The sequence below is a fragment of the Saccharococcus sp. Marseille-Q5394 genome (assembly GCF_946901335.1).
Classification (GTDB): domain Bacteria; phylum Bacillota; class Bacilli; order Bacillales_A; family Planococcaceae; genus Sporosarcina; species Sporosarcina luteola_C.
In genome coordinates, this window is sequence record NZ_CAMPPQ010000002.1 from 286,583 (window position 1) to 305,743 (window position 19,161).

Annotated in this window: 20 protein-coding genes; 16 read left to right on the top strand and 4 right to left on the bottom strand. The window is 47.4% G+C overall.

Features of this window, described 5'->3' with window-relative positions; genetic code table 11:
- The first annotated feature begins 1 nt into the window (after position 1).
- The 7 genes from OC538_RS11835 to OC538_RS11865 all read left to right on the top strand — a co-directional run bounded on the left by OC538_RS11835 (position 2) and on the right by OC538_RS11865 (position 7,011).
- The gene (locus OC538_RS11835; protein WP_251695620.1) at positions 2–370 is read left to right on the top strand and encodes a GntR family transcriptional regulator; all 369 of its coding nucleotides are present in this window, start codon (positions 2–4) and stop codon (positions 368–370) included.
- Complete coding sequence (locus OC538_RS11840; RefSeq protein ID WP_251695619.1) at positions 363–1,082, top strand: ABC transporter ATP-binding protein; 720 nt, start codon at positions 363–365, stop codon at positions 1,080–1,082. Before OC538_RS11835 ends, OC538_RS11840 begins: the two co-directional genes overlap by 8 nt.
- A complete protein-coding gene (locus OC538_RS11845) occupies positions 1,079–1,996 on the top strand; it encodes an ABC transporter ATP-binding protein (protein WP_251695618.1) in 918 nt (305 codons plus the stop codon). Before OC538_RS11840 ends, OC538_RS11845 begins: the two co-directional genes overlap by 4 nt.
- Positions 1,965–2,741 (top strand): ABC transporter permease, encoded by a 777-nt coding sequence (locus tag OC538_RS11850; RefSeq protein WP_316044306.1) that lies wholly within the window; start codon positions 1,965–1,967, stop codon positions 2,739–2,741. The genes OC538_RS11845 and OC538_RS11850 overlap by 32 nt, the downstream gene beginning before the upstream one ends.
- A gap of 363 nt (positions 2,742–3,104) precedes the next feature.
- Complete coding sequence (locus OC538_RS11855; protein WP_262175624.1) at positions 3,105–4,343, top strand: helix-turn-helix domain-containing protein; 1,239 nt, start codon at positions 3,105–3,107, stop codon at positions 4,341–4,343.
- Complete coding sequence (locus tag OC538_RS11860) at positions 4,343–4,501, top strand: hypothetical protein (protein ID WP_262175626.1); 159 nt, start codon at positions 4,343–4,345, stop codon at positions 4,499–4,501. The genes OC538_RS11855 and OC538_RS11860 overlap by 1 nt, the downstream gene beginning before the upstream one ends.
- 572 nt (positions 4,502–5,073) lie before the next feature.
- Positions 5,074–7,011, top strand: a complete 1,938-nt coding sequence (locus OC538_RS11865) for a DUF2207 domain-containing protein (protein ID WP_262175628.1) — start codon at positions 5,074–5,076, stop codon at positions 7,009–7,011.
- A gap of 39 nt (positions 7,012–7,050) precedes the next feature.
- Here the strand turns inward: OC538_RS11865 and mscL are convergent, their stop codons facing one another.
- Entirely contained in the window at positions 7,051–7,428 is a 378-nt protein-coding gene (gene mscL, locus OC538_RS11870) for a large conductance mechanosensitive channel protein MscL (protein WP_251695611.1), read from the bottom strand.
- Positions 7,429–7,518: 90 nt separating this feature from the next.
- Here mscL and OC538_RS11875 point away from each other — a divergent pair, with 90 nt between their 5' ends.
- Positions 7,519–7,740, top strand: a complete 222-nt coding sequence (locus OC538_RS11875; protein WP_251695610.1) for a transcriptional regulator — start codon at positions 7,519–7,521, stop codon at positions 7,738–7,740.
- A gap of 3 nt (positions 7,741–7,743) precedes the next feature.
- Here the strand turns inward: OC538_RS11875 and OC538_RS11880 are convergent, their stop codons facing one another.
- Positions 7,744–8,073 carry an MGMT family protein gene (locus tag OC538_RS11880; protein WP_251695609.1) on the bottom strand — a complete coding sequence of 110 codons (330 nt, stop codon included), beginning with the start codon at positions 8,071–8,073 and terminating at the stop codon, positions 7,744–7,746.
- An 80-nt stretch (positions 8,074–8,153) separates the two neighbouring features.
- Between OC538_RS11880 and OC538_RS11885 the strand changes: the two genes are divergently transcribed.
- Entirely contained in the window at positions 8,154–8,714 is a 561-nt protein-coding gene (locus OC538_RS11885; protein ID WP_251695608.1) for a hypothetical protein, read from the top strand.
- A gap of 11 nt (positions 8,715–8,725) precedes the next feature.
- Here the strand turns inward: OC538_RS11885 and OC538_RS11890 are convergent, their stop codons facing one another.
- On the bottom strand, positions 8,726–9,385 hold the full coding sequence (locus tag OC538_RS11890) for a phosphatase PAP2 family protein (RefSeq protein WP_251695607.1): 660 nt from the start codon (positions 9,383–9,385) through the stop codon (positions 8,726–8,728).
- Between the two features lie 86 nt (positions 9,386–9,471).
- Here OC538_RS11890 and ytxJ point away from each other — a divergent pair, with 86 nt between their 5' ends.
- The 7 genes from ytxJ to kynA all read left to right on the top strand — a co-directional run bounded on the left by ytxJ (position 9,472) and on the right by kynA (position 16,716).
- A complete protein-coding gene (ytxJ, locus tag OC538_RS11895) occupies positions 9,472–10,437 on the top strand; it encodes a bacillithiol system redox-active protein YtxJ (RefSeq protein WP_251695606.1) in 966 nt (321 codons plus the stop codon).
- A gap of 419 nt (positions 10,438–10,856) precedes the next feature.
- Positions 10,857–11,918 (top strand): fatty acid desaturase, encoded by a 1,062-nt coding sequence (locus OC538_RS11900; RefSeq protein WP_251695605.1) that lies wholly within the window; start codon positions 10,857–10,859, stop codon positions 11,916–11,918.
- A 73-nt stretch (positions 11,919–11,991) separates the two neighbouring features.
- Positions 11,992–13,116 (top strand): sensor histidine kinase, encoded by a 1,125-nt coding sequence (locus OC538_RS11905; RefSeq protein ID WP_251695604.1) that lies wholly within the window; start codon positions 11,992–11,994, stop codon positions 13,114–13,116.
- Positions 13,117–13,118: 2 nt separating this feature from the next.
- Positions 13,119–13,724 carry a response regulator transcription factor gene (locus OC538_RS11910; RefSeq protein WP_251695603.1) on the top strand — a complete coding sequence of 202 codons (606 nt, stop codon included), beginning with the start codon at positions 13,119–13,121 and terminating at the stop codon, positions 13,722–13,724.
- Positions 13,725–13,994: 270 nt separating this feature from the next.
- Positions 13,995–15,266, top strand: a complete 1,272-nt coding sequence (gene kynU, locus OC538_RS11915; protein WP_262175639.1) for a kynureninase — start codon at positions 13,995–13,997, stop codon at positions 15,264–15,266.
- Positions 15,263–15,895, top strand: a complete 633-nt coding sequence (gene kynB / locus OC538_RS11920) for an arylformamidase (protein WP_262175642.1) — start codon at positions 15,263–15,265, stop codon at positions 15,893–15,895. The genes kynU and kynB overlap by 4 nt, the downstream gene beginning before the upstream one ends.
- Entirely contained in the window at positions 15,892–16,716 is an 825-nt protein-coding gene (gene kynA, locus OC538_RS11925) for a tryptophan 2,3-dioxygenase (protein WP_262175645.1), read from the top strand. The genes kynB and kynA overlap by 4 nt, the downstream gene beginning before the upstream one ends.
- Positions 16,717–16,960: 244 nt before the next feature.
- Here the strand turns inward: kynA and OC538_RS11930 are convergent, their stop codons facing one another.
- Positions 16,961–19,129, bottom strand: a complete 2,169-nt coding sequence (locus OC538_RS11930) for a hypothetical protein (protein ID WP_262175648.1) — start codon at positions 19,127–19,129, stop codon at positions 16,961–16,963.
- Between the last annotated feature and the right edge of the window lie 32 nt (positions 19,130–19,161).

Consider the following 19,161-nt stretch of genomic DNA (forward strand, 5'->3'; position numbering starts at 1 on the left):
GATGAGCATTGATTTTTTACCGGATAAGCCGATTTACCAGCAGCTCATCGACCGGATTTTGGGGGATATTATGCGTGGCACTTTGAAGGCGGGGGAGAAGTTGCCTTCCGTCCGTGAATACGCAGTTGAAGTTGGCGTGAATGCGAACACGATGCAGCGCGTCTACAGGGAGTTGGAGCAGATGGAGATCACTGAGACAAGAAGGGGGCAGGGATCGTTCGTGACGGAAAATCAAGAGAAAATCAAGGCGCTTCGCAATGAAATGAAGGAGCAGCTCGTGACGACATTCCTTCAAAGTGTGGCGGCATTCGGATTTACGACTGACGAAATTGTAAAGTGTCTGCAGGAACGGGGTGGCGGAAATGATTGAGTTGAAACATATCGTGAAGAAGTATGGCAGTAAAAGGGCATTGCAGGATGTGACTGTGTCGATTCCTAGAGGGAAAGTGATCGGACTTGTCGGTGAAAATGGAAGCGGCAAGTCGACATTATTGAAGATGATGGCGGGTTTATTGACAGCGAATAGCGGCAGCGCGGCGTTTGACGGGCAACCAATTACGCGGCGTATTGCTTCACGAGTTGCCTATATGTCCGACACCGATGATTTCTATACGTACTTTACCGTGCAGCAGCTGATCGATTTCTACGAATCACAATTCGAGGACTTCGACATGGTCAAAGCGAAGGAGATTGTGCAATTTCTGAATGTGTCGCTTACTTCGCGGATAAAAAGCTTGTCCAAAGGGAACCGTGGACGTGTGAAAATCGCCGTGACGCTTGCGAGGGAAGCCGATTACTACTTGCTCGACGAACCGTTTTCAGGCCTTGACCCAATGGTCCGGGAAGATATCGCGAAAGGGCTCATTCGTTTTACGGACCCGGAGCGTCAGTCGGTCATCATGTCGACGCATGAAATTCGGGAAGTGGAGCCGCTGCTGGATGAAATCATCGTCATGCGGGGCGGGCGGTTGATCGCCCATGAGGCGGTCGATGAAATAAGGGATTTTTACGGAATCGATGCAACGAGCTGGATGGTGTCACTTTTCAAAGATTCACAAGTGGAAAGGGAGTTGGGAAAATGAAGCCGGTAGTGGAATTGAAGAATTTATCCAAAACGATTCGAAGCAAGAAAATCATCGACAATTTGAATCTGTCGCTGTATCCGGGGCAGATCACGGGCTTCCTCGGTCCGAATGGTGCGGGGAAAACGACGACGATCAGAATGATGGTAGGGCTCATGAAGCAGACGGAGGGCGATATCGTCATCGAAGGGGTTTCATTGCGGGACAACTTCGAGGTAGGCCTTTCAAAGGTTGGTGTCATTGTTGAGAATCCTGAAATGTATAAATTTATGTCAGGTTATAAGAATTTGCTGCATTTTGCCCGCATGCATAAAGGTGTGACGAAGGAGCGGATCGATGATGTCGTCCGCCAAGTCGGGATGCAAAATCGTATCCATGAAAAAGTAGGGACCTATTCGCTCGGAATGCGTCAACGTTTAGGCCTCGCGCAGGCTATCCTGCACCGGCCGAAGTTCTTGATTTTGGATGAACCGACGAATGGACTCGATCCTGCTGGAATCCGTGAATTCAGGCAGTACCTTCGTAAGATTGCAGAAACAGAAGGGGTATCCGTCTTCGTTTCCAGCCATATGCTCTCCGAAATTGAGCTCATGTGCGACCGGATTGCCATCATCCAAAACGGCAAGCTGATCGATATCCGTGAAATGTCCGAGGCGCGGGAATCGTTCTATTATATTGAAGCAACGCCGGCGGAAAAGGCGAAGCAACTGCTTACGGATGGAGGGTTCACGGTGGAGCCGTTTACAGATGGATTGCTCGTCAATGCGGAGCAACATCAAATCCCGGACCTGGTCGAGTCGTTCATTGCCGAAGGGCTGCAAGTGTTTGCGGTTCAGCCGCATCGGAAAACGTTGGAAGATGAGTTCTTAGAGATGACTGGAGGTGGCCAGATTGCTGAAGCTTATGCAAAATGAATGGATGAAATTGTGGCATAAAAAAGGAACATGGATCATGGTCGGTATTCTTGTCGTCTTGACAGTCGGAATGATGGGCTTGATGAAATGGATTAGCTTGCAGAATATGGGTGGCGAAATGACAAGGGAAGGGATGATCCAGGATCCATCTTCACTGGGCGGAACTGTCTTATTGCTGACGGTCATCGTTGCAGCGGGCATTGTCGCGTCCGAGTTTTCCCAGGGTACGATTAAGATGCTGCTGACACGCCCGGTAAAAAGATGGAAGATTCTTGTATCCAAATTCCTGACCGTGAATCTCTTTGGCATTTTCCTTATGCTGATTGGTTACGTTGTCTATATCCTGTTGGCGATGCTTTTATTCAAATCGGGGGCAGGAGAGAGCTTATCGGATTGGTCGGTTTGGAGCAAGAGTCTGTATATGCTGCTTCTTTCATTCGGTAACGTATTCATCACTTCGACATTCGCATTTGCAATCGGAAGCGTTTTCCGCTCCAGCTCACTGGCAATCGGTCTGTCGCTGTTCATTTACTTCACCGGCTCAACGATCAGTGCCTTGCTATCGCAATACGAAGTTGCAAAGTACTTGTTCTTCACACATATGGACTTGACCCAATTCGAAACAGGCATGATGTTAGTGCCTGACTTGACGATGCCTTTCTCGCTCGCGGTATTGGCCGTTTATATCGTGGTCTTCCTTCTTATCAGCTTTTCGGCATTCATAAAACGAGATGTTACAGCTTGATTGCTAGGTATAATTGAACAGAGAATTGATAATTTGCCCAACACCAACCGCGTTAATGGTTGGTGTTTTTAGTTCATTTGAATTATATAAATTCCTTTTGGTGGGTGGATAGATATAGAGAATAGTCGGGGATACTGTCGAATCCAGGCGGATTTTTCCCAATTTCCTATTGTCGTAATGTTTGTTACAGTGAAGGTAGTAACAATGCAAGAGGATAGTAAGAGAGTTTATTAGAATAGCCTCCTAATGAAAATCCCATACATTAGGCCGAAAACAGTCCCATACTCCCCTGGGACTGTTTTCTCATGTGTTCGTTCACTCAAAATGATATGTTTGAATAATAAGAAATTTACGGGGGTGCAAATGATGAATATTGGATCCATCCTAAAATACTACCGAATGAAAAACAACTTAACACAGGCAGAACTCAGCAAAGGTGTCTGTTCCATTTCCCATTTAAGTAAGATCGAGTCGAATAAATACATTCCAAACGGCGAAACGATCAATGAATTGTTTAAACGGATGGGTGTTGTTTGGGAACGGGAAGTACTTACATATGAATATTGGAAAGAGAAATTGGAAACCTTCATCATGCACTCGGTCTACTATGACCTGAAATCGATGGATGAGGTATACAAAGAGCTTTCTACTCAAATAGACTATTTGCAATCGACGGACTTGGTGAACCGGTATGAGCTCTACAAATTACGTTATTATTTATTCAAACAGGACATGCCTCGCGCTACACAACAAGTCTTCATCTTGAAACGAATGGAGACATCCTTCACGGATTATGAAAAAGCCGTATCCAAAGTCATTCACCTGATGTACGACATTTTTTCGCAAAACTTTACAGAGGCGGAAAATCTTCTTGAACAGATAGAAGAGTACCGCGAACGGATTCCCTTTATGTTCGAAGGGGAGTTGTTTTATCAGAAAGCGTATTTGCTTCACAACCGAGCACAATACGGCAGATCGACCTACTTTGCAGAAATGGCTGTCGACCACTTCCGGAAGGACTGCAATTACATCCGCTTGCTGCACGCCCAGCTTCTGCTTGCCATCAATTATACAAACCGCGACTTCATCCTGCAGGCTGACGCCTTGTTTAAAATAATTCTCCGCAATGCGAAGATGATGGAGATGGATCAGTTGTATCAGGGAGCGCTCTATAATTATTCAGTATTACAAAACCGCAGGGGTTTCCATGAATCTGCCTATGAGATGTTGCAGGAATTAAAAGCGTTGTTGGAACCCGGAGCAGATTATTATCAAGCAATCCTCATTCATTTATTGCAAACCGCCGTTGAAAAGAATAAAGAAATAGATCCGTTGCTGGAAGAATTGAAAGTACTATCGGAGAGGAAGAATGACCCGTATTTAACGATACAGTTGAATTACTTTCGGCATACTAAACTTTCCCAACAAGAGCTTTTCGACTATTGTGAACAAATAGTATTTCCTTTTATGAAAAAACATGGTTATATAGGGGAAGCAAGAAGTATCGCCTGGAGGTTGGCAACCTATTACCGATCCACTGGCGACTACGGAAAAGCCGCGAAGTACAGTTTATATCACTATGAAAAAGGGGAGAAGGAATGATGAAACGAAAATTATCCATTATCTTGTTGACAGCACTGCTTGCTGCATTTGCAGGAACAGGAAGCGCTTTGGCATTGGAACCGGATGACAGCGTACACACAAACACTAAAGGAAAGGACAATCTAACACCACCATCGATTTTACCTCCACAAGTATAAGAAAAAGGTGTTCCACAGCCAATCGAGGCCGCGGGACACCTTTTCAATTTACACGCGCGATGCCGCGATTAACCAAAAAAAAGCACTTCAACAATCACTTATGATTGTTGAATGTGCTGACAAGACCAAATGTTGTACCAAGGATGATAAAAGCGAACAGCGTGTACATGATGTATAGGAACCACATGAAGACTTCACTCCTTTTTATCGTAAATCCTACATTCCATTGTAGCATCACTTCGGGAAGGTGGCAACGGGAGATGCGAGGGTGTTGGAATATCGTTGTTCGCGGAAAACTTGTTGGACATGAGAATGTCGACTTCGCGCTAAATGCCTTTGACAAACTGAATGCGTATGTTGAACTTGGAGGATGCTATAAATTTGGGAGCATACCGGGGGAGACCTAAGTCCGAAGTGAGCAAAACTATGTGAAACTCGCGCATAACTAGCGCGAACTCGAGCAAAACCACGAAGCATGCTACACCAACATGCCAAAACACCCAATTTAGAGCGAATTTGAAACCCTTCCCCTCCATTCGCCGTATCCTAATAAAGCAATAGGGGGTGTTCCGATGCGGAAGATAATTGTGTTCATAATCATGCTATTCATCCTTTCACCAACCCATGTCCATGCGAAGTCCTTCACGATTGACCGGGTGCAGATCAAGGGGTGGGTGCAGCCGAATGGCGATATGCTCGTGAATGAGGTGTTCACGTATACATTGGATGGATCGTTTTCGCGATTGACGCGGTCGTTTCCGGAGAAGCATCTTGGCCAGATTCATAACTTTGAGGCGTATCAAATCGCGAGCAAAGATCCTATTGTAGGGGAAATCGATGAATCCGCCATAACGAGAGCGGTGGTGTCCCGCAAAGGCAGCACGTATGCGACTGAAGTCCAGGCGGAGAATGACACGATGAATGTACTGTATGTCTACACGATGCAGAATGCGGTGACCTCATACGATACATATAGTGATTTAGCTATCACCTTTTTCGAAGGGGGCAGCAATCATGACATGGACTTGAATAATGTAGACATCACCTACGCGATGCCGGGCGATGCCGGCAAGGACCAAATCCATGGATTTCTGCACGACCGAGAAGGGCAGGTACGTAAGGTTTATCGCAACGGCATCACATTTCATACACCAAAATCAGCTGCATACACAGTGACGGGAACCCGCGTGCTGTTCCCTTCGACAATTATGACCGAGCAGCAAAAAATCGCAGCGCCTGTTTCATTCGAGGAAGCAATCCGGAAGGAACAGCAGCTCATTGATAAAAAGGAGTCAAGGTGGGCGAATATACCAGCCGCGAAAAACGTAGCGGATGGCCTGAGTATTTCATTCATCGTACTGCTCGGCATACTCATCCTACTGAGGCAGCGGGTGTTCACCTTGTTCGGCAGCACGGATCTTGTATTACAGACCGATCCGTCATATTTGGCTTTTGTCGATCAAAATGGGCGGTTCAATCGGAAAAACTTTCTGGCAGGGCTATTTTCACTCGTCGAAAAAGGAATTATCAAAGCGGAATTGACAGAATCAGCGGCACGGTTCCAAGGGAAGGAAGGCGCACCCGACAAGACGCTTGTCTTTCGCTTGCTTCAGTCGAATGAACAATTGAAAAAATCCAAGCATACATTACTGCCCCATGAACAATATTTGGTGACGTGGCTATTCAAGGGAAGGGTCGGTCATCGGAAATTCCATTTGCACGACATGGCCGGACCTTCAGTACGTGAAGATAAGGAGAATCGGACTTATCTGCGGAAACAGCGGCAATTCCATGGAAACCATGAAATCTGGCATGAGGATGTGCTTAATCTAATGGAGGAGGCGGGTGCCCTTTCGACAAAGGTGCCGAAAATGATGAAGGTAGTTATTTTCCTTTTGCTTACGATAACGACGATGTATGGATTTTACGCGGATGGCGCGGGTGGCTGGGGGATTGCCTTCCCCGCGATTGTTGCTGGCATCGTGTATTATTTTTACAGTACAAACCCTGGAAATAAATGGCCCGCTATCCTATTCTTTATCGGAATGTTTTCTGCTGGGGCACAAATCGTTGCTTCAGAAGTAACAGAAGCTGTCCTTTCTGCGGTCATTTGTGGCGCAGTTTTCTTCTTCTTGATTCCAAAGGCGGTTCCAATCTCGTTTACCGCACTTTACACGAAGATGAGCATTACTAAATACAGGCGACAGATGAAGAGGGGAATACCGGATTATCTCCATTCCGACGAAGCTGACCGGTGGATTACACGAGCTTATTTATTGAATAAATCAAAGAAAAGACTTCCAAGGATTAAAAGGGGTTTGCCTGAATCCTCTTCGCTAGCGCCCCTTTTCGCATTGCAAACGGATCCTCTTTATTTCACCTACTCCACTTGGGGTCCGATGAGCATCAACAAAAGCGGATCCTCTTGGGGAGGCGGATCCAGTGATTCCGGCGGCTACAGTGGCGGAGGTGGAGGAGATGGCGGCGGCGGTGGAGCCGGGGCAGAGTAATAGAAAAAATGCCGGTTTGTAAAAAGACCGGCATTTTCGTCATTGTTTTTCCTTCAATAAATCACGGATTTCTTTCAATAATTCCTCTTTTGCATCAAGAGCAGGCTCTTCATCCTTTGCCGGCTCTTCTTTCCGCTTGAACTTCATTAAGAGACGTACGAATAGGAAAATCGAGAATGCGATAATGATGAAATCAATGATGGATTGTAAAAAGAGACCATATTTAATAGGAGTCGCCCCGATTGCCACCTCGAGTTTTGATACGTCAACCTTCCCAGTGATTGCAACGAGGAGCGGCATAATGATGTTATCGACGAGCGATGATACGATTTTCCCGAATGCTGCCCCGATGACGACGGCAATTGCAAGGTCTAGGACGTTTCCTTTGAACGCAAATTCCTTAAATTCTTTCCACATATTACTCACCCCTTTCAAATGAAAACTAGTTGTTTTTCTCCAATCGTTCGCATATAATGAGAACAAATGTTCCGAATGGAGATGACAGCTATGCGACAGGCTTTACTGAAGATATGCCAACGCCATGAATTGGCTGAAATGATCTATATGGGGGCGGATGGCACACTGACGAAGAGACGCGTGCGCATCCTGGCAGTCGGCATCGATTCATTCACGGCCTACTGCCATCTGCGTCATGAGAAACGTACGTTCAAAATAGACCGGGTCTTGTCCATCCAACGTGTCGTAAGTCGTGAACGGCAGGCCATTTGAATTTCACCACATGAATTCCTCTTCAGGAAACCATCGATAGACTTGCAGATCCACTTTACCGTTTGGCAAGAATTTCACGCCTTCCGCCTCTAGCAACTCTCGCTGCAAACCGCCTTTTTCTTCCCGATCGGAAGGGGTTGATATGCCGCCTTGCGCATTGATGATACGATGCCAAGGCAAGTCGTATTTAGCGCTCATCGAGTGGAGGACCCTGACGACTTGTCTTGCGCCTCGCGGACTGCCTGCTGCGCTTGCTACTTGTCCATATGTCATGACCTTGCCTGCAGGGATGTCCCCGATGATCTGCACAACTCTTTCTGTAAATGGAAGCATGTCATTCCTCCTCATAATGAAACTATCCATATCTCTCAATCGTACACAAGATAAGTGGAAATTAAAATGGGAGAGTGGTCATGTTGAGCAACTTGTTCACGAAACAAAGTTTCATCGGATATCTCATTAAGATTGCCGGAGTTGTCGTGATCGCATGGGGAGTCATCCAAGGAATCATTTCGTTGTCGATGATGGCGAAAATGGGCGGTGGCGAGTTCATGAATGAATGGGGAGAAATGCAGTATGCTAGCGGGCTTACAGGCTCGACGTTGTTTGCATTCCTCGGCATTGTCGCAATACATTTCCTCATTGGATTGCTGATCATCGGATTCGGAGAAGTGATCGATACCTTGCAGAAGATTTATTTCTGCATGGATTCTGAAGCGAAGCAACAATGGGAGGATGAGCGGAAGGAGAAAGAAAAGGAAATTGTCGTGCCGAATCGAGATGTGCCATTTTGGGTGGAGCAGGAAGTGAAGGGCTATTACGAAGAAATGCAATCGAACGTCCAATCCATTGAAAAGACTAGCGATCCGTATGTGTTCAAAATTGCGGTGGATGAGCGCGTTGACTATATGGAAGTTGGGAACTTCGAACCGCGGATTTTATCCGAAGAGGAAACGGCTAAATTCACCGAATGAAAAGGGCCTCGTCAGTCTTCGACGAGGCTGCGTTTCTTCTGATTCTGAAATAGGACGAACAGTAACAACGTAAGTGTAAGCCAAAATGCGCTTGCAATCATGCCTCCGAGGATATCGCTCGGGAAATGGACGCCTAGATAGATGCGGCTCGCGGAAATCATGACGAACATGAAAATTGCAAAGGCCACTAAGGCGATCCTGCCTGCAGTCGATTGTATATGACGCCATAGCAAATAAATGAAAAGCAGGTAGAGACTGAAGGCCATCATTGCATGACCGCTCGGAAAGCTGTAGCCACCCACCTCGGTGAGACGATGGAACTCAGGACGGGGCCTTTTGAAAATGAGCTTCAAAGCTTGGAATAATATAATGGTCCCGATCATTGTAAAGAAAAAGTAGTAGGCTTGGCTTCTAGAGCCGAACTTCCATAGTAGAAGAACGGTCAATGCGATGGTAAGGAGCATGACGACTTTCGTGGAGCCGATGAATGTGAAAGCGAGCATAATTGACGTCAACCAAGACGCTTCCAACCCTTGCATGGCATCAATGACCGATCTGTCAAATCCGCCGACCATATCGCTGAGAATCGCTGTGACTAGGAAAGCAAAGGCACTACCGAAAACAATACATAAAATGATGGCCACAGAAGGGCGAATTGGTGATTCCTTCAACTAGATCATCCTCTCTTCTGCGACATATTGTACAGGAAAAGACATGGTGCTGCATATTGTGAAGTAGGAAAGTGGGGTGGGAATGAATGGAAGTCACGGTGTTGCTCATCTGCGCATATTTGATTGGCAATTTGCTGATGGCAACTGTCATCGGTAAATTGTTGTTCCGACAAGACATCCGCTTAGCAGGCAGCGGAAATCCTGGAGCGCGAAATGCAGGAAGAGTGTTCGGAAAAACCGGCTTTGTATTGACGTTCATTGGAGATGCAGTAAAGGGAGCGGCCGTCGTCTCACTTGCCAGATGGCTAGGGATGGACGAATGGCTTCAACTGGTATGCCTCATTGCCGTCATGGCAGGGCATATATATCCAATTGTCCATAAGTTCCGCGGCGGGCAAGGGGTATCGACGTTCATTGGTGGGATGCTTTCATTCAACCCGATTGTCGTCGCTAGTTTTGTTGTCGTGTTCCTCATTTTTTACCCATTCCTGAAAAACTTCAGCCTCGTCGGATTAAGTGCTATGGCCCTGTCGCCGCTATTCTTGTTTGGATTAACGAAAGAATGGCCCCAAACGGTTGCCGCCATACTCGTCGTGGCTCTCCTATTATTCGCACACCGGAAAGATTTTCCTTGCCGCAAAAGGGTATACATGGCAGTAAGGCGACCCATCCACCGTCTATTAGTTGCGAATGACCCCTCAAATAGGGAAAGGAGAGATCATCTAATGAAAGAGATCCGATCCATTGAAGAATGGGAACAAGTACGGAGTCAATCGAATAAAGAGCCGGTCTTACTGATGAAGCATAGCTCGACGTGCCCGATAAGCGCAGCAGGGTATCGGGAGTTCGAAAGATTCGAAACGGAGATACCGAAATACTATCTGATTGTCCAAAGAAGCCGCCGACTGTCAAATGAAATCGAAAGCGAATTGAGCATCCAGCATGAGAGTCCACAGCTATTCTTACTGAAGGATGGCGAAGCAGCATGGCATGCAAGCCATTACAAAATCAGTCAATCCAATCTCAAAGCAGCCGTACAAGCGAACGGGTGATGAATGCAGACATCTCTTAATGGGATGTCTGTTTTTTATATGTGAATCACTATGTAATTGAACCTCTTGATTTGTCAAACGCATGCATTAGTAATTTAAACTTCTCCCAGACGAGATTGTGCTCGTCGTACCTAAAATTGCATATCACGCATAAACCCTGAAATTCACGCATAACTCCTCTGAATCCCGCATAAACGTTAAAACTCGCGCATAACTCTCCAAACGCACGCATAAACGTAATTACTTACGCATAACTCCAGAAAAACACGCATAAACCTTATATCTCGTTCCTATTCTTTGTGAATGCCTTCACAAAAAATGACACTTGTCATATGAAAAGTTATGACGTTCATCTATTCTGCAAAATGGGTAAGCATACTAGTATGGAAATAAGGAAAATTATCGAGGAGGCGTTTACAATGAGCAAGGAAAAAACGAAGCAATTGCACAAAAATGTTGCACCTTATGCCAAATCGGATTTAAAAAAGAGTGTCATCCAATTGATTAATACGGTTCCGCCTATATTTATTCTATGGTTTTTGGCGTATCAGAGCTTGTCGGTATCGATTTGGTTGACGATCGGGATTGCAATACTCACAGCGGGCTTTGTCGTACGGACATTCATCATTTTCCACGACTGCACGCATGGTTCTTTCTTTAAAAACAAAAAAGCGAATGATATTGTCGGTACGATTACAGGAATCCTCACGCTGTTCCCATATGAGAAATGGAAACGCGAGCACGCGATTCACCACGCGACAAGCTCCAACTTGGATAAGCGGGGCGTCGGAGACATCTGGGTCATGACGGTTGAAGAATATATCGAAGCTTCGAATTGGGTTAAGTTCAAGTATCGATGCTACCGGAATCCCCTTGTCATGTTCGGGCTCGGACCGCTATATTTGGTACTCATTACAGGTAGAGTAAACCGAAAAGATGCACGTTCTAAAGAACGTAACAACACATACTTGACGAATGTCGTTCTCGTCGCACTCTATGCATTCATGGTATGGCTCGTCGGCTGGCAGGCATTCCTCATCGTTCAAGGTTCGATCATGTTTGTCTCTGCTGCGCTCGGCATCTGGCTTTTCTACATCCAACATACATTCGAGGACTCTTATTTCGAGGAAGAATCCGAGTGGGATTACGTGAAAGCGGCAGTGGAAGGCAGCTCGTATTACAAATTGCCGAAAGTCCTACAATGGGCGACTGGCAACATCGGCTTCCACCACGTCCATCATTTGGCTCCACGCGTTCCGAACTACAACTTGGAAAAAGCGCATGAGTCAACGCCGCCACTTCAAATGGCGACGACAATTAATATCAAAACAAGCTTGGAATCGCTCCGCTATAAAGTATATGACCCGCAAAACAAGCGGTTCATCACATTCAAAGAAGTGAAAAACGCGGTCAAACGTGCCACACCAGGCATTAATTTGAATGAATTGAAACGGAAACAAACAAGCTTTGACAGTAAATAATAAGACGCAGCCGCCTTCCTATGAGGCGGCTGTGTGTTTTTGGTACAATGGAAGAAACAGGACGGTGAAATGGATGCAAAAATGGTATAGTATTTTCCCGAAAAATCGGTGGCTCAGTATTTATGCATGGGTCGTTTTTTGCCTATTGCCGTTCTTTTTCATATTTCGGACATGGTCTGCTGTCGGAATCTCAGTCGGGACCGGACTATTAGTACTTTTCTTCATCTCCTATTTCTTTTCAATCAAATCAAAAAGCGGGCTCGTCTATATGTGGGTCAGCTTCGAAATCGTCATCAATATTGTCATGACACTTTTGTTCGGCTACGTCTACCTGTCCATTTTTACTGCGTTTTTCATCGGAAATATCAGATCAACGGTAGGATTCTTCATCATGTATGGCCTTCATATCTTTTTTACGGTTGGTGCGATTGTTACAGGATTTTTCCTGGAGATCAACCTCTTTTTACCGCAAGTCCATTTCATTCTCATAACGGTGATCGGTGTCATCCTGCTTCCGTTCAATCTGTACAATCGAAGCAAGCGCGAAAGACTTGAAGATCAGTTGGAGGACGCGAATGAGCGCATTTCAGAGCTAATATTGCTGGAGGAACGGGAGCGAATCGCAAGGGACCTTCATGACACGCTCGGGCAGAAACTATCGATGATTGGATTGAAAAGCGACTTGGCCCGAAGATTGATTTCAAAAAGTCCGGAAGCGGCGGAACAAGAACTGAATGACATCCGCCAAACGGTCAGCACAGCGCTGAAGGAAGTGCGTGAGCTTGTGGCGGATATGCGTGCGACACGGCTTGTGGATGAAGTGATGCGTGCTCGTCAAATTCTAGCTGCCGCAGAAATCGAATTGAGGATTGAAGGAAACCCGGCCGTGACCCATATTCCGTCAAATTTTGAAAATGTCCTCGGCATGTGCCTGAAAGAGGCTGTCACAAATGTTGTAAAGCATAGTGAAGCGACGGTTTGCAATGTCATTTTCAAGCAGAAGGAAGATGAAGTGTCGATTATCGTCCACGATAACGGAAAAGGGATGAAAGCGGTAAAATCAGTCAGCACGGGCTTGAAGGGCATGAGGGAACGTCTGGAATTCGTGAATGGCTCGCTCGAAATCGAAGAGGAGAGCGGAACGACATTGACGATCCGGATACCGATCGTCATTACACATCAAGTGGAGGAGGGGTAATAGTGATTCGAATCGTCATTGCGGAAGACCAAGGAATGATGTTAGGCGCATTAGGCTCCCTTTTGAATATGGAAGATGATATGCAAGTCGTAGGAATGGCACGGAACGGCGAGGAAGCAGTCCGCCTCGTGAAGGAACATAAACCCGATATTTGCATCATGGATATCGAGATGCCGATCAAGACCGGCTTGGATGCGGCAGAAGAGCTGAGCGGGATGGACTGCAAGATCATCATCTTAACGACATTTGCGCGGGCGGGCTATTTTGAACGCGCGCGAAAGGCCAAGGTTCGCGGTTATTTATTGAAAGACAGTCCGATCGAGGAGCTTGTCAATTCCATCCATGCGATCCAGGAAGGACGCCGGATCTATGCACCCGAGCTCGTCGATATCGCGTACGAAGAGGACTCCGAAAACCCGCTGACCGACCGCGAAAGCCAAGTGCTGGGCCTCGTTGCAGAGGGGAAGACGACGAAAGAAATTGCGGGGGAGCTGTTTCTGACACCGGGAACAGTAAGGAACTACATATCGGTCATTCTTGAAAAGCTGGAGGTCGGCAATCGGATCGAAGCAATTTCGCGGTTTAAGGAAAAAGGATGGTTCAAATAAGAGGGTGTTAGCAGGTGAAGGAGTTATTCCTTTGCCTTTTTTTCTGCCTGCTTGCAATCGCGTCCAAAGCAAGCCGCCTCGCGTCCAAAGTGAGCCGCTCCGCGCTCAAAGTGAGTCGATACGCGCTCAAAGCAAGCCAATCCGCGACCAAAGCAATCCCCAACGCTAACCGAAAATCCCAACGTATACCTGATATTTCCACAAATTCAGAATGTCCACCCTTTCGCGAATATGCTATGCTTTTCTTACCAAAATAAAAGGGGGATCTGCATGACACACCACACTTTATCCAACGCACAGGATCGAGATAGCCACGACACGCTCGCTTCCTACAGGAACGAATTTTACATACCGGCAAACACAATCTACATGGATGGCAACTCACTCGGTTTATTGTCCAAAAGGGCGGAGCAAACGCTGCACGACTTGCTCAATTCCTGGAAAACGCTAGGCATTGACGGATGGACGGAGGGGGAGCATCCTTGGTTTTATTTATCCGAACAGGTCGGGGAGAAGATGGCACCGCTCGTCGGGGGGTTCAAAGGGGAAGTCATAGCAACCGGCTCTACGACAACGAACTTGCATCAACTTGTCTCAACGTTTTACAAGCCTGATGGCAATAAAACGAAAATACTCGCTGATGAATTGAATTTTCCGTCGGATATTTATGCGCTGAAAAGCCAGCTTCAGTTGAAAGGGTATGATCCGGACATTCATCTCATCCGTGTCAAAAGCCGCGACGGACGCTATTTGCTTGAAGAGGACATTATCGACGCGATGACAGACGACGTGGCGCTCATCGTGTTGCCGGCTGTCCTGTACAGGAGCGGGCAAATCCTCGATATGGAGAAATTGACGAAGGCTGCGAATGAACGGAATATCCCGATCGGCTTCGACCTATGCCATTCGATCGGAGCAGTCGAGCATTCGCTCCATGACTGGGGGACGGATTTCGCATTCTGGTGTACGTATAAGCATCTGAACGGCGGGCCTGGTTCGGTCGGCGGCCTGTTCGTCCATGAAAAGCATTTCGGCATGGCGCCGGGACTTACGGGGTGGTTCGGTTCGAAAAAGGAGTCGCAATTCGATATGGAACATACGATGGATCCCGCGTTGGATTCGGGCGCTTATCAAATTGGTACTCCCCATGTGCTAAGCTTGGCGCCTGTCATCGGATCCCTCGACATGTTCGAGGAAGTCGGCATCTCGGCAATCCGTGCGAAATCGCTCGAGTTGACGGGCTATATGCTCAAATTGATTGAACAGGAGCTAGGCGGAATGGAATTCACAATCGGTAATCCGATTGATGAAAATCGCGGTGGCCATGTATTGCTTGAGCATAAGGAAGCGGCGCGCATATGCAAGGCGTTGAAAGAAGACGGCGTCATTCCGGACTTCCGCGCGCCGAACGGCATAAGGCTCGCGCCTGTTGCACTTTACAATACGTTTGAGGACGTTTGGCATACAATACAGAAGCTGAAAGTGATCATGGATGAAAAGCGGTACGAAAAGTTTGAGAATAAAAGAGGTGTTGTCGCATGAGGGGGGAGTGGATCGATATTTCGCAGCGTCTGCATAATGGAGTCGCTGAATGGCCGGGAGATACGCCGTTTACCTACAAAGTCGAGTTCCCGAAAGCAGACACGGGTTCCGTCAACATCGGAAAGATAACGACGAGTACGCATATGGGGACGCATATTGACGCGCCTTTCCATTATGACGATAACGGAATGAAAGTGAATGAGCTGCCAATCGATGTCTACATCGGAAAAGCTCGCGTCATTGACGTTTCGGGGCTTGAAAGCGTAGGACGCTCCGATTTGGAAGGAATTGATTTCGACGGTGTTGAACGGATTTTATTGAAGACGTCTAGCCGTCCGGATCCGGATGTGTTTCCGGAAACGTATGCTGTTTTGCGGGCGGACATCGGACCTTTATTGAAGGAACGAGGCGTAAGGCTGATCGGAGTCGATACGCCCTCCGTTGACTCTGAGCATAGCAAGACGCTCGATGCCCATCATTCGCTGTATGACAACGGCGTGCTTATTCTGGAGAACATCGTTTTGACTGGAGTGGAACCTGGCGACTATGAACTGATTGCCTTGCCACTGCCGATTGAGGGCGGAGACGGAAGTCCAGTGCGCGCAGTAATAAGGAGGTGGCAATCATGAGTGAAAAAGAAAATGGAATTCATACCGATTTCCGGGACAATATGACGTACGGCGAATATTTGCGTCTCGATAAAGTGCTCTCAAGCCAGGAACGGTTGTCCGGCCATCACGATGAAATGCTGTTCATCATCATCCACCAAGTGAGTGAATTATGGATGAAACTCATTTTGCATGAACTGAACACGGCAATTGAATTGATTGAAAAAGACGAACTGCCGGAAGCGTTCAAAATGCTGGCACGCGTCTCCCGGGTCCAGACGCAGATCATCCAGGCGTGGGATGTCCTGTCCACATTAACACCAGCGGAGTACATGGAGTTCCGCGAAAGCCTCGGCCGCGCATCGGGCTTCCAATCCTACCAAAATCGAAAGATCGAGTTTGCGCTCGGCTACAAACAGCCTCACATATTGAAAATCTACGAGAAAGACCCCGAGCTCGCAAACGAATTGCAGACAGCCTTCGGGGCACCGGGTATTTACGACGTCGCCATCCGCGCACTTGCACGCGCCGGATTCCCGATCAATCCCGACTTGCTGAATCGCGATTTTTCGATCACGTACACAGGCGATCCGACTGTGGCATCCGCATGGCTCGAAGTGTACCGCGACGTCGACCGCTATTGGGACTTGTACCAGCTTGCCGAAAAGCTCGTCGACATCGAAGACAGCCACCAGCAATGGCGCTTCCGCCACATGAAAACAGTGGAACGGATCATCGGCTTCAAAACAGGCACCGGCGGCTCATCAGGCGTCGACTATCTGAAATCCGTCCTTGACCATAAATTCTTCCCTGAACTGTGGGACGTACGGACAAAGCTATGATTAAAGTGAAAGAGGCTATCCGATGGTAGTCTCTTTTTTAATTAATCCAAAGATTGTGAAGGACATTCTGCACGAGAGGGAGAACCTAATAGCTCATAATTTCCGCGAATCACGCATAAACCCCAACAGAAGTGCATAAAATCCCCCAATCGCGCATAAATCGTTAAATGTACTCATAACCATCCCGAAAGGCGCATAAATCATAAACCTTACGCATAAATCACTCCAAATAAGCCCCGCCGGCTCACACCGGCGAAGCTTCAATATCCTCAAAACGAATCTCTTTCATCTCACCTCTGACCATCTGCAGCAGCGAATGCCTGATGCCGGTCTCCCCGACGGTGACCAACCCGATATTGTTCTCCGTCTCGACAATCGCCCCGCCTTGCATCTCCAAATAACGGAGAGCCTCCTGCCATTTGGCATCCTTCGGGCAGTCAATCGCTTTCCCGCCATTCCGAATCGAAAAGCCTACATCGCAATACCGGTAGATCGTCTTCTTCACCCGCCGCCTCGCATTTCCCCAAATCGCCATCTTCATAAGCTTTCCCCAAACGCCCGAGAAGCTCATATTATGGGAAGGGCTGCTCGTGAATTGCAAAATATCAAGCACTTCCCGTTTCGATGTCAAGCGCGACCGGACCCCGGAAGCATAATGGACATCCCCCGACAGGATGATGCATCGGGACAGGCTCCAATGGAACAGCTGGCCGATGAAATCGGTGAACCCTCTGCCGTTATACTTCCACGCCTCGAAATCAAGCACTTCATGAATCGGAAACCCAAGCGTCCGTAGCGGATACACATATGAATGGAGAACTGATTCGATGAGGCCCAATCCATATAACGGCGTCGGCGAAACAATGATCAGCGGGTCGCCCCGTGTCCACCGGGATTTCAATAGCGTCCGGGCCGTCACCTTCCAACCGGACGTGCCGATCAACCTCGGAGTTTGGACGCTCTCTTTATACATCCGTCCAACTTTCACCGGTTTCGGCTCATCTTCAAATTGACGCATTGTCCTCGTATCTAAAAACAGCGCAGCAGGTGTAGTGGGCGCTACGAATTGCCAGCCATTGAATGACCAGAGACGATTCGCCCAAACCTTATAAGAAGTTGAGTCAGCAATGAACCCGTCGAAATGACTACACATCGACTGTAGGAACCCCTCCCCGAACCGTTGTGGCTCATTGCCCCAACCTTGGAACGCCCAATATGCACAAAGCCCGTTCGCAATCACATGTTTTCCTAGAGGCGAAGCGAGCACCGCACTGCGCCAATCTGCAGATAAATTCCAGTCATCCGTCACATCATGGTCATCGAATATCATATACGTAGGTACATTCGCAAAAAGCCTACGGATCCGATGGAGAGAACCAATCGCCTGCAATAGCTGCCCGGCCTGTTCTTCAAAACGGACCCTGCATCGCTCGAGCTCACCATGATCGTCAGGATAATACAAATACAGGTCACCTTCCCTCACCAGCTCATCGAAAGTAGGGAGGTAAACACCCGCCCACATCGAGGGACTCCAAGATAGTAAATACATCGCTGCGTACTCCCCGAATGTGAGCAGATGATTCGAAGCGTTGCCTGAAGTAAACCGGCAAAACCGTTCCGTAATAAACTGCCGGCCATTCACTTGCGTTAACGAACTAGAAAAAGGCTCCCCCCGCAAGCGCAAATCGAACTGCCAAAGATCTTCCTTACCAATATAGTGTTCGGCAACCGTTCTGATGACTGGAAATAAAGGATCCGCCACATCATCTGCGTAAATCTGGTCTCCGGTAAGAAACAAAGCGCACGGCCGTGCCGCAAGATTCTTCGTTTCCCTATGCAAAAGCGCATCTGCTGCAACGAGAGCATCATCTCCCTTCCCGTGAAATTTCCGGCACGATGCATATAGAAAAGTTGGAGCTGCACTAGCGGGGATGAAAAACGAAGGATAGGGAAGCCCATCGTACGTGATGGAATCTTCATTATCGTGAATCAATCCGAGGCTCGCCAAAGTAACTATGTTTTTACCAACGCGAAAAAGCAGGTCATAGCCAAGGAGTGTCTCCGTTGGAAATTGCCCATGCACCTGCACTAGGTGGATGAACAAACGATGGCCTGCCCGTATAGATGTAGTCTTCGTATCGGTGTCGAACTGAATAAGTGTATCAAGACAGTAAATGGCAGCATTCACCTCGACAGGACAGTCTGTCGCCACCCAAATAGCAACAGATTCTGTATCGACGCGCCGTAACATCGGACCTGCTAAAATCCCCGCACTCTCCATGCAAATCACCACCATCACTGACGTTATTATTACTAGCGTATTCAGTCCGGATGATGATGGTGTGTGCAGAAGGGCGATGACCTTATTGTGTGGAACACCCATCTTCAGAAATTCTTCAGAAAGTCCATGCATGAATCTTCATCTTTGTTGTAGACAATAGAAGT

What these genes read in the sequence shown, in the direction of transcription:
- OC538_RS11855 (WP_262175624.1), top strand. Translation starts at nt 3,105, where the DNA reads ATGATGAATATTGGATCCATCCTAAAATACTACCGAATGAAAAACAAC.
- OC538_RS11875 (WP_251695610.1), top strand. Translation starts at nt 7,519, where the DNA reads ATGCGACAGGCTTTACTGAAGATATGCCAACGCCATGAATTGGCTGAA.
- OC538_RS11840 (WP_251695619.1), top strand. Translation starts at nt 363, where the DNA reads ATGATTGAGTTGAAACATATCGTGAAGAAGTATGGCAGTAAAAGGGCA.
- kynU (WP_262175639.1), top strand. Translation starts at nt 13,995, where the DNA reads ATGACACACCACACTTTATCCAACGCACAGGATCGAGATAGCCACGAC.
- kynB (WP_262175642.1), top strand. Translation starts at nt 15,263, where the DNA reads ATGAGGGGGGAGTGGATCGATATTTCGCAGCGTCTGCATAATGGAGTC.
- OC538_RS11885 (WP_251695608.1), top strand. Translation starts at nt 8,154, where the DNA reads ATGTTGAGCAACTTGTTCACGAAACAAAGTTTCATCGGATATCTCATT.
- OC538_RS11880 (WP_251695609.1), bottom strand. Translation starts at nt 8,073, where the DNA reads ATGCTTCCATTTACAGAAAGAGTTGTGCAGATCATCGGGGACATCCCT.
- OC538_RS11905 (WP_251695604.1), top strand. Translation starts at nt 11,992, where the DNA reads ATGCAAAAATGGTATAGTATTTTCCCGAAAAATCGGTGGCTCAGTATT.
- ytxJ (WP_251695606.1), top strand. Translation starts at nt 9,472, where the DNA reads ATGGAAGTCACGGTGTTGCTCATCTGCGCATATTTGATTGGCAATTTG.
- OC538_RS11860 (WP_262175626.1), top strand. Translation starts at nt 4,343, where the DNA reads ATGAAACGAAAATTATCCATTATCTTGTTGACAGCACTGCTTGCTGCA.
- kynA (WP_262175645.1), top strand. Translation starts at nt 15,892, where the DNA reads ATGAGTGAAAAAGAAAATGGAATTCATACCGATTTCCGGGACAATATG.
- OC538_RS11930 (WP_262175648.1), bottom strand. Translation starts at nt 19,129, where the DNA reads ATGCATGGACTTTCTGAAGAATTTCTGAAGATGGGTGTTCCACACAAT.
- OC538_RS11835 (WP_251695620.1), top strand. Translation starts at nt 2, where the DNA reads ATGAGCATTGATTTTTTACCGGATAAGCCGATTTACCAGCAGCTCATC.
- OC538_RS11900 (WP_251695605.1), top strand. Translation starts at nt 10,857, where the DNA reads ATGAGCAAGGAAAAAACGAAGCAATTGCACAAAAATGTTGCACCTTAT.
- OC538_RS11865 (WP_262175628.1), top strand. Translation starts at nt 5,074, where the DNA reads ATGCGGAAGATAATTGTGTTCATAATCATGCTATTCATCCTTTCACCA.
- mscL (WP_251695611.1), bottom strand. Translation starts at nt 7,428, where the DNA reads ATGTGGAAAGAATTTAAGGAATTTGCGTTCAAAGGAAACGTCCTAGAC.
- OC538_RS11845 (WP_251695618.1), top strand. Translation starts at nt 1,079, where the DNA reads ATGAAGCCGGTAGTGGAATTGAAGAATTTATCCAAAACGATTCGAAGC.